At 52.4% G+C, this 14,476-nt stretch carries 9 protein-coding genes; 6 read left to right on the top strand and 3 right to left on the bottom strand.

Annotated elements, in window-relative coordinates:
* Positions 1-31: 31 nt before the first annotated feature.
* Both HGH92_RS01645 and HGH92_RS01640 read right to left on the bottom strand, forming a co-directional pair.
* A complete protein-coding gene (locus HGH92_RS01645; protein ID WP_168869023.1) occupies positions 32-1,507 on the bottom strand; it encodes a RagB/SusD family nutrient uptake outer membrane protein in 1,476 nt (491 codons plus the stop codon).
* 11 nt (positions 1,508-1,518) lie between these two features.
* Positions 1,519-4,518, bottom strand: a complete 3,000-nt coding sequence (locus tag HGH92_RS01640; protein WP_168869022.1) for a SusC/RagA family TonB-linked outer membrane protein — start codon at positions 4,516-4,518, stop codon at positions 1,519-1,521.
* 1,183 nt (positions 4,519-5,701) lie between these two features.
* Between HGH92_RS01640 and HGH92_RS01635 the strand changes: the two genes are divergently transcribed.
* Entirely contained in the window at positions 5,702-6,682 is a 981-nt protein-coding gene (locus HGH92_RS01635) for a hypothetical protein (RefSeq protein ID WP_168869021.1), read from the top strand.
* 85 nt (positions 6,683-6,767) lie between these two features.
* On the opposite strand, the gene HGH92_RS01630 is transcribed toward HGH92_RS01635, so the two are convergent.
* Positions 6,768-7,364 carry a DUF4159 domain-containing protein gene (locus HGH92_RS01630; RefSeq protein WP_211092513.1) on the bottom strand — a complete coding sequence of 199 codons (597 nt, stop codon included), beginning with the start codon at positions 7,362-7,364 and terminating at the stop codon, positions 6,768-6,770.
* 175 nt (positions 7,365-7,539) lie between these two features.
* Between HGH92_RS01630 and HGH92_RS01625 the strand changes: the two genes are divergently transcribed.
* The 5 genes from HGH92_RS01625 to HGH92_RS01605 are packed head-to-tail and all read left to right on the top strand — an operon-like array spanning position 7,540 to position 14,311.
* On the top strand, positions 7,540-8,523 hold the full coding sequence (locus HGH92_RS01625; protein WP_211092512.1) for an AAA family ATPase: 984 nt from the start codon (positions 7,540-7,542) through the stop codon (positions 8,521-8,523).
* 5 nt (positions 8,524-8,528) lie between these two features.
* Positions 8,529-9,413 carry a DUF58 domain-containing protein gene (locus HGH92_RS01620; protein ID WP_211092511.1) on the top strand — a complete coding sequence of 295 codons (885 nt, stop codon included), beginning with the start codon at positions 8,529-8,531 and terminating at the stop codon, positions 9,411-9,413.
* A 2-nt stretch (positions 9,414-9,415) separates the two neighbouring features.
* Positions 9,416-10,747: a BatA domain-containing protein gene (locus HGH92_RS01615; protein ID WP_262888715.1), complete on the top strand. Its 1,332-nt coding sequence runs from the start codon at positions 9,416-9,418 to the stop codon at positions 10,745-10,747.
* A 13-nt stretch (positions 10,748-10,760) separates the two neighbouring features.
* Positions 10,761-12,875 (top strand): DUF4175 family protein, encoded by a 2,115-nt coding sequence (locus tag HGH92_RS01610; RefSeq protein WP_168869017.1) that lies wholly within the window; start codon positions 10,761-10,763, stop codon positions 12,873-12,875.
* Positions 12,872-14,311 carry a hypothetical protein gene (locus tag HGH92_RS01605; protein ID WP_168869016.1) on the top strand — a complete coding sequence of 480 codons (1,440 nt, stop codon included), beginning with the start codon at positions 12,872-12,874 and terminating at the stop codon, positions 14,309-14,311. The genes HGH92_RS01610 and HGH92_RS01605 overlap by 4 nt, the downstream gene beginning before the upstream one ends.
* Positions 14,312-14,476 lie beyond the last annotated feature (165 nt).

Below are 14,476 nucleotides of genomic sequence, written 5' to 3'. Positions count from 1 at the left end.
CGGCTGTCTGCTGCAACACCGGTTTGTTTTTTTAGTAGTTCGGATTCTGTACCAGCGTGCCTTTGCTCTTATCGATCTCCGTCTGTGGCATCGGGAAATAATAATGTTTAGGCCGTATAAACTTACGTGGTGAACCGCCTCTGCTCATCACAGTGCCGTCATAGGCCAGCTTAGGCTGGTTGTTGATGGCCACAATATCGATCAGCTTCGCTTTGTCCCATCTCAGCAGGTCCTGCTGCCTTTCGTTTTCACCGCACAGCTCTACACGGCGTTCATGCATCAGCTCCTTCATACCGGCACTGTGTACAGCCGGCAAAGTGGCGGACGCACGGGTACGGATGGCCTGTATCTCTGCATCGCCGGCGCCTGGGCCATTGAGGCGGATCTTCGCTTCTGCCACCAGCAGATAAATGTCTGCGCTGCGCAGGAGCGGGGTTTTTAACGAATAGTTAAGACCACCGGAAGGTTTCCACGCACAGAATTTTTTGTAGTGGTAGCCGGACCAGGAAAGGTCTGCTGTAGCGGTTTCTATACCGGTGCCTACGTTGACTTTATCGCCGGGCGCCATAATACAGATCTCTTTCCGCGGATCACCGGGCTCAAATTCATCTACCAGCGATTTGGTAGGGTAGAAGAAGCTCCAGCCGTTCCACTTGCGTGGCGCATGGTAGGTGACGAAGTCGGAGTAACCGGCGCCGTCAACGGTCTGCACGGCCAACAACATCTCTGAATTATTGCCGGTAGCTACGCTGAAGTTGTCAGCATACCGTGGCGCCAGTGCGTAGTTGGCGTTGCTGATGACTTTATTGCCTACGGCGATGGCTTTGTCCAGTTGGTCCCATTCCATGTACAGCTTACAGAGCAGGCCCCAGGCGGAACCTTTGCTGGCACGGCCTTTATCGGTTTCGCCATAGGTTTCCGGCAGTTCGTCGGCGGCCAGCAGCAGATCGGCTTCTATCTGTTTGCGCAGTTCGTCGGCGCTCACTTTGGGCTTGTTATAATTGACTTTCGTTACATCATCTTCCGTGATAATGGGTACTTCTCCATATATCAGCAGCAGGCGCCAGTAGGCGTATGCACGAAGGAAATGCGCTTCTCCAAGGCAACGTTGTTTGATGGCGGCGTCAATGTTGCTGATCTTCGGAATATTGATCAGCGCACTGTTGGCGCGGTTGATGGTTTCATATTTCCATCGCCAGCCGGCGCGCACGGTAGGCGTAGAGGCGTCATACGTGAATGCTTCAATGGCATCGTCATAATCATGGTCGCCACCACGCACCTGGTCGTCTGAACAGTTATCAAAAACAAATTCATTGAAGCCTGTAAAATCTTCTTCCAGCAGGATATTGTAAATACCGGTGATGCCCTCTATGGCCTGGTCCTGATTACGCCAGTAGTTACCGGTGGTGAAGTTGCCCTGAGGCTGTACGTCCAGCACGTTTTTACAGCCGGATAACAAGGTGGCGGCGGTAAGGCCGGCCAGCAGTATATGTTTCATTGATTGCATGGTCGTCAGTTTTAGAAGTTGAGCGTAGCGCCAAAAGTGAATGTTCTTGCCTGCGGATAAGCAGCCACGTCTACGCCGCGTTGCCGGTTCCCGTCCTGTGTGGCGTCGTTATAACCCAGTTGTGGTGTGAGCCCGGAATAGGAGGTGAGGAAAAACAGGTTCTGTGCTGCCACGTATACGCGTACGTCGGAGATACCGGTACGACCCCATACTTTGGACGGAATCGTATAGCCGAGCGCGATATTACGCAGGGAGAGGTAATCGCCTTTTTCCACAAAACGGTCGGAAGTACGGTTGTTGCTGTTGTCGCTGGAGAGGCTCATGCGCGGCACGCTGTTGCTGGTGCCCGGACCGTGCCAGCGCTGAAGCGCTTCTGCGTACATATTGTACGGATAGGTGGGGTCCATGCCCTGCATTTTATCGGCGTTGTATAATTTAACGCCGCCTACGCCGGCAAAGGAAAGGCTCAGGTCAAAGCCTTTGTACTGTGCGCCTGCCTGAAAACCATACACTACGCGCGGATTGGGATCGCCGAGGTTGGTGCGGTCCAGCTCATTGATGATGCCGTCGCCGTTGATGTCCACAAAACGTACATCGCCGGGTTTGATGTTTTCCTTATTGGGATCTTTGGCGATATAAGGGTCAGCATCGATTTCCTGTTGGGTTTGATAAATGCCGTTTGTTTTCCAACCGTAGAAAGATGCCAGCGGCTGCCCTTCGTAGGTACGGGAGATCTCCTGGTTTTGCCGGCCGTAGTTGCTGGAAGAAATATAAGTACCGGCTTCATAGAGTTTGGTAACGGTATTTTTGATAAAGGACGCATTGGCGGAGAGGTTGTAACGGAACCTTTCGTTGCCGCCCTGGTAGCTGACTTCCAGCTCCCATCCTTTGTTGTTCAGCTGACCGATGTTCTGGTCAGGGATGGCGGCAGTGCCGTGCAGGTCCATGGCTGCGGCAGGTACCAGCATGTCTTTGGTGTTTTTGTTGAACCAGGTGATCACCGCATTCAGCTTGTTTTCAAAGAAGCCGGCTTCCAGGCTGATGTTGGTCATTTCGGCTTTCTCCCAGGTGATGGAAGGGTTGGCGAGGCGGGAATTCCATATGCCTACGTAGGGACTTTCGCCGAAGTTATACCGTCTGTCTTTATTCACCGGTGCGAGATACTGGAAATCACGAACATTCTGATTGCCCAGCTGGCCCCATCCGCCGGTGATTTTCAGGTTGCTGACAAACTTCACATTGTCTTTGAAGAATGTTTCGTCCGAAACGCGCCATCCGGCGGAGAAAGCGGGGAAGTAGCCCCAGCGTTTGCCCGGTGCGAAGCGGGAAGACCCGTCGGCACGGAAGGTAACGGTGAGCAAATATTTTTCCTTGAAACCGTAGAAACCTCTTACAAAGCCTGATGCGATGGCACTCTGTGGGTTGAAGTTGCCGCTGGCGTCATGAATTTCGTTGCCGTTATCGAGCACGCGTACGTCTGGTGATTCGTCGGCAAAGCCCCAGCGTTCGCCTTTGAAGAAATAGCCTTTGGTTTCCTGTTGGGAATAACCGCCGGTGAAGGTAACATGGTGCTGATGAAAGAATTTGTTATAGGTCAGAAATACTTCACTCAGCTGGGAGCTGTTGGACTCGCTGCGGTTCCACAGTTGGGCACGGTCACGGGTACGCGTCTGGTCCAGCACTTTGGGCACAAAGTTGGACTGGTTGTAGATGCTGCCGTCATAACCATAGTTGCCGCGAAGGGTAAGGCCGTCGAGGATTTCCAGTTCCGCATATACGTTGGCCAGCATGCGGTAGTTTTTGGCCCATCCGTCGGTGGTCTGTGCGGTAAAGACCGGGTTGTTGATATCGCCGAGTTCATTGCTGGCTTTGGAGGAGCCGTAGCTGCCGTCCGGGTTGAACACCGGGATGGCCGGATTAAAACGCAGAGCGCTGAAGATAAGGCCTGTCTGGGAAGAGTAGGTATCGAAGCCTTCATTCTGGCGGTAGGTCAGCTGCAGGTTTTCACCCACCTTCAAACGTTTGCCCAGCTTGTGTTCCGAATTGATGCGGACGGTGTACCGTTTGAAATAGGTGTTTTCTATGATACCTTTTTCATCGTAGTAGCCGGCGCTGAAGAGGTAGTTGGAGCTGCTGTTGCCGCCGCGGAGGCTCACATCCGCGTTGGTTACCTGGCCGGAGCCGAGCAGGGCGCGTTGCCAGTCGGTCCGTTGTTGCGAATAATAAGGGTCGTTCCAGATAGGATCTATCTGTTTACCGTCATTGGTATAACGTTCTTTTTTCAGCATCACCAGTTCAGGGGCGGTGAGCAGCGGAATGTAGCGGATAGCGTTGGACACGCCTTTATATACGTTCACGGAGGCTTTCAGCTTTTCACCATAGTTGCCTTTTTTACTGGTGATGATGATAACGCCGTTGGCCGCCCTTGTCCCGTAGATAGCAGAGGAGGAGGCGTCTTTTAGTACCTCCATGGAGGCGATGTCATTGGGATTGATATCGCTAAGCCCTCCGGCGGGTACGCCGTCTATGATGACCAGTGGTTCTGCATTGTTGATGGTACCGGTACCGCGTATACGAATACTGGGAGCGCTGCCGGGCTGTCCGTCGGACCGTACGATGTCTACGCCGGTAACGCGGCCCTGCATGGCCTGGGCTGCATCGCTGACCGGCAGATTTTTGATGTCGGCGCCTTTCACGGAGGAGATGGTGCCGGTCAGGTCGCGGCGCGTTTGGGTGCCGTAACCTACAACTACCACTTCGCCCAGTCCTTTGGTGGTGGATTGCAGGGCGACGTTGATCACGTCCCGGTTACCGATGGTGACGGTCTGCGCTTCATATCCAAGAAAGGAGAATGCAAGCGTTTGTGCAGTTGCGGGTAAGGATAACTTATACACGCCGTTGGCATCGGTGCTCGTGCCCGTGCTGGTACCAGGCACCGTGATGGTGACGCCCGGCAGGCCCTGCCCGTCGGCGGCGCCGGTTACTTTGCCGGAGATCGTTCTTTGTGCCATGGCCACTGCGGTGATTACGCAGAGAAAGGCCAGCAAAAAGCCCGTTTTTCTAAGAAAGGAAAACTTCATAGTGAATTGAAATGAGCGGTGAATGAAAACTGTTTGTAAGCGTTATGATGGATCGTTCTGTCAGGCAGCTGGACTTTTATGCTTTGGGATAAATAAGTTTTAATTGTTGGCAAAGGTTTGCATTGATACAATTTCACATAACCGGCCCCGTTAGGCTGTGGTACACACGCTCTCCCTGTTTCATGAACTACACTACACAGCCTTTGCCCTAACTATATCGATTTAGCTAAGGAGGCCCGCTTTAACATCTCTCTAAAAATGCAAGCGCTAAAATCTTGATGGAATAATACAGTTGTTGGTTTTTCTTTTGGTCGATGCTGTTTGGTTTTAAAACAAGTTAATGAATTATGTAAATTAAGTGTATAGTTTTTTCTCAACAGGCTGCCGCATGTTAATTATCTATTAACAGTTGACTGAAAAATATCAGGCCGCCAGCCATAGGGCTGAACGCTATCCGGCACATTCGCAGGAAACGCTTATGGCGGGCTGTTTTCATCTGGTCACAAGGCGGCCGGGATGAATATGTTCAGTGGAAGGCCGGAAAGCTGTTGCCCGCTTTCGGATGTTTATTTATATGCAGCGGGAGATATGTTCATATCTGCTTTACGACCGCCTCCCGCGGCGTCTTTACACCTTTGGGATGACCAGCGCCGTCTGCTATAATGCCAGCGCTCCTGATAGGCGCTTGCCACAGGTTTAAATTTGCCTGCTGCAGTGATGCAGTATCTGTGCAATTTCTTATCATGCTCGTATAATGATGGTTTCCTTATAAACAGTTATCTATACCTATACATTTATCTCACCTCATACCATTACCGCTCATCGGTGATCGTAATACATTCTTTTCAAAATGTTCCCCAATAACCATCTTTCCTCGGTTCGATCATCATCTTCCTACAGTCACCATCTTCCTACGATCACCATCTTTTCCCGATCCGATCATTATCTTCCTACAGTCACCATCTTCCTACAGTCACCATCTTCCTACGATCACCATCTTTCCTCGATCCGATCACCATCTTCCCACGATCACCCGGTAAAATATTCCCAAAAAAATAATTCACTTTGAAACACAAAGTGCTTTTTATATCTTTGATGCAGTTATCCCGTTATTATGAATGAATATCCATCGGGCGCATTGCTCGTTATTTACCGCATTGGCCTCTTCCTGTTAGCTGCTTATGCGGCTGTTTGGGTATTGTTCTATTATATATGGCATGAAAACGGGTTGAAGAGAGAAGTGGTATTCCTGACAGTGTTAAACGTTGCCTGGCTGGTAATAGCTGTGGTCCTGAAGGGGCTGAAACGGGGATGTCCGCTCAGACGGAAAATTGTAGCTGTATGGCTTTGTATGTTCATGCTTTCAGCGCTGTGGGTGAACAGTATCGTGTACCGGACGTTTGTATCCCCCGCCGGGTGGTATGCGATCGTATTGCTGCTAATATGGTTAAATACCTTCCTGTTGTCTTACTTCGATGAGATGCCGGTGTATATCAGGGAAATACAAGCCTTTGCATTAGGTATCACCACCTGGATTTTATTATATCTGATGGTATATCTACTCCCCGTATATCCGTTTGCGTTGATGGCGGCCTTTCTTTTCGGCATTTCATTAACGGCATTTGCTCCACTGGCATTGGCCTGGTATAGCTGGCGTACTGTTCGGTATATGCTTTGGCCGCAACACAGGTACCGTTGGGCCTTTCTGCTGGGCACAGGCGTTTCTTTGATGATTGTTACCTGCTTCTGTATTTATTTCGGTATTGTACAACATGATATAGAGAAACGTTACAGCCAACTGGTAAAGAGTAGGGATGTTAAGGACCCGGAAATGACACTTGCCCGGGAGCTTTCCGGGAGCTTTATGGAAAAACGGGTGTTAAAAGCAGGTATCGTATATACTACACCGTTATTTCGTCCCTCCGCTCCAGCGTTTGGAGTGGATGAAACCTGGGACGTTGAAATGTGCAAAAAAGGAATTCATGATCCGCTGGTCATGATAGCTGCGCTACTTTGTGGAGAATCTTCCATGCCACCGGGAGAAGGAAGTAATTGTCCGGCTGATGTCCGGAGAGAAATTATCACCGCGATTTAGTCCACCAGTCATTATAGACACTGTCAAAGTCCGTAAGACCTCGGACCTGCCTTCCGAACACATGGCCGATGATTAATCTTCTTGACTACTGCAACGCATACACGATAATATTCACGCCGAACTTCGTATTGTCCTCCGCCAGGAAACGTTTGTTGCGGAAGTCATAATCCCATTCACAGCCATAATCCTTGTTACTGTACAATACGCCGATACGTCCATTCACTTCAATGGCTTTCAGGTAATCATGTACCAGGTCGTCGCCCCAGCCATTCAGCTCAAAGGAAGTATTGGGCGGCCCCTTTTCAAATTTGAAGAAGCTGTTATAAACAGCGTGCGTGGAAGGAATCTTTTTTAAGGCATGGGGCCCAAACAGCTGCGACATCTGCGTTTCAAACGAACGGGCAAACAGCCCGTCGATGTCATGGTTGCAATCATCCACAAAAACAAAACCGCCCCGGTTGACATATTGTTTGAAATTGGCCGCTTCCGCCGCATCAAATTGTACCAGCTTATGCCCGCTCAGGTAACAAAACGGGTATTGAAACAGCTCGCTGCTGCTGAGATCTATCACCTTCTCCTGCATGGCCACCGGTATAGTGGTGTACTCAATCAGTGAATTGAGGAGGTTGGAAGGCATCCGCTGATCAGTGTCCCAGTCGCCCGACCGGTATCTTAATCTCACAAATGTAAATGTATTCCCTTGCATGCGTTTATCATTGGCTGTTGCCGCCAGTCTAATTTTTCTTCAATTTCATAATTTTATTTCGTTATTTACTAATTTATTATTTGGTTATTTTGTGTGAGAAGAAACCTGCGGGGAATTTAATAACCCGATGCCAAAATCAGAACGAAATCAAATGGGTATACAATTGCTGGAGAAGTTACCGCTGCTTAAACAGGAAATCAGAAAAGTTATTGTTGGCCAGGAAGCCGTGCTGGATGAAGTGCTGGTAGCCATGATGGCCGGAGGCCACTGCCTGCTGGAAGGCGTGCCCGGACTGGCAAAAACACTGATGGTCCGCACGCTGTCACAGGCGTTGCACCTGTCTTTCCGCAGGATTCAGTTCACCCCCGATCTCATGCCTACTGATATCATCGGTACGGAAGTGCTGGAAGAAGACCATGCTACCGGCAAAAGGTTTTTTAAGTTCAACAAAGGCCCTTTATTCGCCAATATTATATTAGCTGACGAAATCAACCGTACGCCACCAAAGACGCAATCCGCGCTGCTGGAGGCGATGCAGGAGTTTGAAGTCACCTACGCCGGACAAACTTACGCGCTGGACAGGCCGTTTTTTATCCTGGCTACCCAGAACCCTATAGAACAGTCCGGCACCTATCCTTTGCCGGAAGCACAGCTGGACCGCTTTCTGCTGTACGTTAAAATAGGTTACCCGACTGAACAGGAGGAAACAGCGATCCTCACCGGCACTACCGGCACTCGTAAAGTTGATGTGCAACCGGTGCTGGATGCCAATGATATCAAACAATTACAACAGCTGGTGCGGGAAGTGTCTATTGATGCTGAACTGGTGTCCTGGGTAAGCCGCCTGGTACGCAATACCCGTCCGGACACGACTACTGTCGATTATGTGAAGGAATGGGTGCGCTGGGGCGCAGGGCCCAGAGCCGGCCAGGCACTGATCCTTACAGCCAAGGCTCATGCATTGCTGCAGGGCCGTTATGCTGTCACCACCGCTGATATCACCGCCATGGCTTATCCCGTTTTGCGTCATCGTATCCTCATGAACTTCAGGGCGGAAGCGGAAGGCGTACATCCCGACAAAGTCACGGAGAAACTGTTACAACAAGTAGAAAGAGCGGCCACCCGCTTGTCCTGATCAATATGAGCAACCTGCTGGACCCGAAAGTATTACTGGCCATCAAAGACCTGCCGCTCGCTGCCAAAACAGCGGTCGATGGTTTTATGGCCGGAATGCATGCCAGCAGAGTGAAGGGAGCGGGGCTGGAATTCAGCCAGTACCGCAGCTATCAGCCGGGAGATGATCTTCGCTGGCTTGACTGGAAAATGTACGCGCGCTCTGACAGGTACTATATCCGTGAATCGGAAATGGAAACCAGCATCGATATCAGTTTCCTGATAGATGCCAGCAATTCCATGTTGCATACGGAAGATGGTATTTCCAAAATAGATTATGCCCGTTACCTCGCAGCTTCCCTCGCTTATTTGGCCCACTTGCAGGGCGATGCGGCGGGACTGGCCGTGTTGCACAACAGCCGCCTGTTTACCATGACGGCCAGGAGAGAAGCGCAACACATGGCCCGCCTGTATTACCAGCTGGAGAAAATACAGCCCGGCGGAACTTTTACGGAACCTGCCCATTACCGCGATCTCTTCAGTGGACCGCACAGCCGGCAATTGCTGGTATTCATTACGGACTATTATGAACAGTCCAATGAAATTACCACGTTGCTGCAAACATTGTCGGCCCTGGGGCATGAGATACTCGTATTTCATCTGTTGGGAGATAAGGAACGCCGCGGCGATTTCCGTGGCTACGATGCCGTAGAAGACCTGGAGACAGGGCAGCGGCTGGAACTGACGGGCATAGCGGATACCGACTATCCTTCAAAGCTTGAACAATACAACGATCACCTGCGTACACAATTGCTGCAACGGCGTATCTACTACCGGCAACTCCTCTTACAGGAGCCGCTGGATACCGCCCTGCGCGATTTTTTGAACCAGCGTAATAAAATGAGAAAATAGTTTTGCTGCACCTGCTACAACCCATATGGATGACACTTGCCACCGGAATTGCTGTTCCGGTGTTTATCCATTTGTGGCACCGCCGCCCGGGAAAGGTGCTCCGTATCAGCAGTGTGCAACTGCTGGCCGCTTCTTCTGTACGGCATGCCCGCAGCTGGCGCGTGTCTGACTGGTGGCTGCTGTTGCTGCGCTGCCTGCTGATCGTCCTGCTGGCTTTGCTGTTGTCTCAGCCGGTATGGCGTAAGCCACTGACAGCCCGCACCGTGAAAGGCTGGGTGGTGACAGAGCAGGCAGCTTATCCTGCTTTCCGCCACCAGATCGATTCCCTGTTGCGGCAAGGTTTTCAGCTGCATGCCACGGATACAGCGTTTACTCACCTGCGCCGCCCGGATGAGCTCACGCCGGATACCTCGACGGCCTCTTACTGGCAACTGCTGCAAACCCTTTCCCATAAAGTGCCCGCAGACTTACCGGTGTACCTGTTCACCGGCAACCGCCTGGCCCGTTTCTCCGGACCAATGCCGGCAGTAGCTTTAACACTCCACTGGCAAACAATGACGCCGGCAGATTCGGTTGATAACTGGAACGACTATACGTACCTGCTGGAAAATGACAGCCTGCGCATACGAAAGGGCAGGAGTACGCCGTCAGGGACCGTTTTCAGTTATCATGATACCCAACGGGGCAACAATGATACCGCGACCTTATATTATACCATTTATACAGATAAGTATCCGGAAGATGCCCGCTACCTGGAGGCAGCACTGAAAGCGGTACGGCAATATACCCACCGGAAAATCAGCCTGCTGTCTGTGAGACAGGCAACCGCTATACCTGCATCGCAGGACTGGCTCTGGTGGCTGTCAGACAGCCCGGTGCCCGCAAATATCAAAGCAGGAAGGACCATACGTTATGCCACCGGCACACCGCAAATAGTAGCCGCCACCATCGGTAATACTGATATTCGGCTATTCCGGCGCCTGCCGGCAACAGATACTGCCGGCGCCATGTGGCTGGACAGTTACGGTAACCCTTTGCTGACAAAAGACAACCTTTATACGCATATCGATCCAACATGGAATGAGCTCCCCTGGAGTGGGGAATTCCCGGAAATGCTGCTGGAACTGATGCTGCCGGCTACCTGGGAAAAGCAGCATGACCGTCGCAGCATCGATACGCGGCAACTGGCACTGCCTGCGCCTGCCGCCGCTGTTAAACCGGCCGTGTTGCCGCAACAGGAAACTTCCCTGGAGAAAACGATTTGGATAATCCTGTTCCTGGCATTTTGCATGGAACGATATCTTTCATCCAAAACAGCTGTAAAAAGTGAATAACGTCAACGGTCATATGAAAATAGCAGACATCCGTGCCCGCTGGGTACGCAGCCAGCTATTGCGCTATGGCCTGTTGTCAATAGCGCTGGCAGCGCCGCTGGCATTGCTGGGGACCATACCGGCCGTCATCGGAGGCGTATTGGCGCTGACGGCCCAGCTATGGTGGCACCAGCCCTGGCGTTTGCCGGAGGAGGAAGTGGCGCAGTACCTGAACCAGACCTTCCCGGAAATGGAGGACAGCGCAACGCTGTTCTTAAAACCCGCTACAGACCGCAACCTGCTGGAAGCCCTGCAGGTAGAGAAGATAACACCCGCGCTGGAAAATATACAACTGCCCGGGAAGTTCTATAAACCGTTACGCCAGGCGGCCCTGACAACTTTGTTTATGATATTGTTCACCGCGGGTTGGCAGGTACTGAATAACTATGTCGTCTCACATCCAACCGGTACCACAAACACTGCCGCCCCGGCAAATCGGCCGGAAAAAATATTGCCCGGCATCAACAGGGTGGAGGTCACCCTACAGCCGCCGGCATACATGCGCCGTCCTGCCAGCACCCAGTCGGCGTTTAACATCACTGCTCCTGACAGCGCTTCGGTAAAATGGACGTTGCATACCAATGACCAGGTGCAGGAACTGGTATTATTGTTTAACGACAGTACACGGCTGGCGTTGAAACCTGATGCAGCGCATACCACGTGGACGGCTACACGGACTTTGCATAAATCCGGTTTTTACCAGGTGTCCATGAATGGCCGCCTGTCCGAATTGTACCAGTTGCAACTGATAGCTGACCAGCTGCCGGTCATACGTATTACCAGCCCTAAACCCTATACCACCATTGAATTCGGACAGTCCACCAAAGTGAATGTACAGGCGACGCTGTCCGACGACTATGGCGTCCGCAACGCATATATCTCCCTTACCATTGCCAGCGGCAGTGGCGAAGCCGTTCGCTTCAAAGACCAGGAACTGCCTTTTGATAACAACTTCAGCGCGGCACTGCCCCGGTACGAGGTCAGCAGAATGCTGGACCTGTCAGCCATGGGGATGAAGCCGGGCGATGAGCTGTATTTTCATATACGCGTTACCGATACCCGCCGGCAGGAAACCCGCTCTGATGTATATATCGTCACACTGCCGGATACCGCACAGCTCTTCAGTATGGAAGGCATGGTGACCGGCGTGGCCTTTAAGCCCGAATACTTCCGCAGCCAGCGTCAGATCATCCTGGACGCAGAGCAGCTGCTGCGGGAAAAAGACAGCATCGGCAAAGAGAAGTTCAACAGCCGCAGTAACGATCTCGGCACAGACCAGAAGCTGCTGCGCCTGCGCTATGGAAAATTCCTCGGGGAAGAATCAGCATCCAACGTAGGCGACCCGCGCGTGGCCGCGGAAGAAGGCCACGATGACCACGACCATGACCATCACGGCAAAGAAGAACACGGGGCCGCAGACCCTAAGGATTTCGGCAACGCCGCCAAAGTGCTGGACGAATTCACAGACAAACATGACAACGCGGAAGATGCCACCTTCTTTGATCCCGAGGTGAAAAAACAACTGAGGGCCACGCTGACGGAGATGTGGAAGTCGGAGTTGCAGCTGCGTCTCTATAAACCACAGGAAGCCTTGCCGTTCGCTTACAAGGCGTTGCGCCTGCTGAAGGACCTCCAGCAGCAGTCCCGCGTATACGTGGCAAAAACAGGCGTTAAAACAACGCCGCTGAAGCCGGAGAAACGGCTCACCGGAGAGCAGGATAAGATTCAGCCGCGGCAGCAAAAAGAAACTGTCACCTACCAGGACCAGCTGCTGGCCGTGCGTCAGGCGCTGGCCGTTCTCGATGCCATGAAGCCCGGTGATACCAGCGTGAACATGGCCGTTCTCCGTGACGCACAGCAGGCGCTGGCCACACAGGCCGCTGCTACGCCGGCGGTGTACCTGTCCGCGTTGGAAGCGATGCGCCGCATACAAATACACAAAGGCACGGAGAAGGATATACGTACCGCCCAGCAGGGGCTGCAGAAAATCCTGAAAGCACCGCCATTGCAACCGGCACCGGCTTCGGCGCCGGTATCTCCTTCGTTACCGCAACACTATTTCCATAACCTTAAAACCGGTACACCATGACCAGCTGGAACTACTTTTTGTTAGTCGCCGGCCTGCTGGCTGCCTGCTGGTTGATTATACGGGAGGCACGGCGCCCGAAAAAAGACCGCCTCATAGCACGTATAGCCGCTACCGTTATCGCTGTGGCAGGTGTGGTGCTGGCAGGCTGGCCGTTGTACGTTGCCCATGAGGCGCCGTTGCAGAAACAGGCAGTTGCGGCGGTAGCCCCGGCCGCGGGCATCGTGGCCTGTGACTGGCCCCGCAGCCTGGCTACCGGCAGCGAATGGACCGTACAGGGAAGATACCGGAACAACACCAATAAAACCGTCACTTTACGGCTGGCTGGCTTTGACACTACGCTGGACTCCGTGGCGATAGCGCCTCAGCAAGACTCCTCTTTTTCCCTCAAAGCATGGCCGCTACATCGGGGCAGAGCGGTGTACAGGATCACCGCCATGTCTGGCAGCGATACGCTGGAACAACAGCCTTTACCGCTGGAAGTAAAGCCCACGGCACCGCTGGCGGTACTTTTCCTGGCACAGTCGCCGGACTTTGACAACCGCTTTCTGGCCGATTGGCTGGTGCAACAGGGAAATGCCGTGGCTATGCGCACCCTGGTGGCAAAAGATAAATATCTGCTGCGTTTCTCCAATTTTCCGGAGCAATCGCTTGATGCGCTGACACCGGCCCTGCTGGCCAAATTCGACGTAGTGGTGGCGCAAAGCGGCGCTATCGATAAAAATACCCGTGCCCGGCTGGAAGACGCCGGCATCGGACTGGTATTAAAAGCAGACAGTACCGGCACGCAGCCACGTCCGCTGTCGCTGAAGCTGCGTTCAGGGCTGCGCATGCCCGCCTTGTCCACAGATCCCGGACAGGCATTGCCCCAGGGCAACGGTCAGTTGCCGCTGGTAACAGACAGTCTGCATCGCGCGTATGTAACGGTGTCGCTTGCCGGTGCAGGAAAACTGGTGCGTACGCATCTCCTGAATACCTATAGCTGGCAGCTGGAAGGACAGTCCACTGCTTATGGACAATACTGGTCGGCCATCCTCGAAGCAGCTGCCCGTAAAAAGGCCACTGTGGAAAAAATAACATTTACGCCGGCAATAGCCCGTGTGTACCATCCACTGGACATTCAGCTGGAAACCACCGCCACACAGGCTTTACAGGTGGGTGGTGTTACGCTGCCGCTGGTACAGCATCCCTGGCTTAATGATCATTATACCGGCACCTGGTGGCCTGTAAAAACCGGCTGGCAACAGGTGACCACTAATACCGGCGCCTCCTGGAACTATATCTTTCAGGAAGATGACTGGAAAAACCTGCCTGCCTCCATCGCGACAACGGCAGCTCCGGCATCCCGGCCAATAACCCTCGTACGGCTGTCTCCCGTTTGGTGGCTGCTACCGCTGCTACTCGCACTCATCTTTTTATGGTGGGAAAAGAAAATGTGACGAATGGCTAAAAAAAGTAAGAAAAAAAAATTAGCTTAGGATTCTGGAAGGGTTACAAGGTTTTATGCTCATGAGAATTGCATCACCATGCCGCTGATGGTGCATGGAATCACAGATACCCGCTGTCAACTAAAATCTAAACCAAACTAAACCGGAGGACTTTCA

Origin of the sequence: Chitinophaga varians (genome assembly GCF_012641275.1) — a bacterium.
Classification (GTDB): domain Bacteria; phylum Bacteroidota; class Bacteroidia; order Chitinophagales; family Chitinophagaceae; genus Chitinophaga; species Chitinophaga varians_A.
The sequence above is the reverse complement of the archived record's forward strand: the minus strand, read 5'-3'. Positions and strand labels throughout refer to the sequence as shown.

What these genes read in the sequence shown, in the direction of transcription:
- HGH92_RS01645 (WP_168869023.1), bottom strand. Translation starts at nt 1,507, where the DNA reads ATGCAATCAATGAAACATATACTGCTGGCCGGCCTTACCGCCGCCACC.
- HGH92_RS01640 (WP_168869022.1), bottom strand. Translation starts at nt 4,518, where the DNA reads ATGGCACAAAGAACGATCTCCGGCAAAGTAACCGGCGCCGCCGACGGG.
- HGH92_RS01635 (WP_168869021.1), top strand. Translation starts at nt 5,702, where the DNA reads ATGAATGAATATCCATCGGGCGCATTGCTCGTTATTTACCGCATTGGC.
- HGH92_RS01625 (WP_211092512.1), top strand. Translation starts at nt 7,540, where the DNA reads ATGGGTATACAATTGCTGGAGAAGTTACCGCTGCTTAAACAGGAAATC.
- HGH92_RS01620 (WP_211092511.1), top strand. Translation starts at nt 8,529, where the DNA reads ATGAGCAACCTGCTGGACCCGAAAGTATTACTGGCCATCAAAGACCTG.
- HGH92_RS01610 (WP_168869017.1), top strand. Translation starts at nt 10,761, where the DNA reads ATGAAAATAGCAGACATCCGTGCCCGCTGGGTACGCAGCCAGCTATTG.
- HGH92_RS01605 (WP_168869016.1), top strand. Translation starts at nt 12,872, where the DNA reads ATGACCAGCTGGAACTACTTTTTGTTAGTCGCCGGCCTGCTGGCTGCC.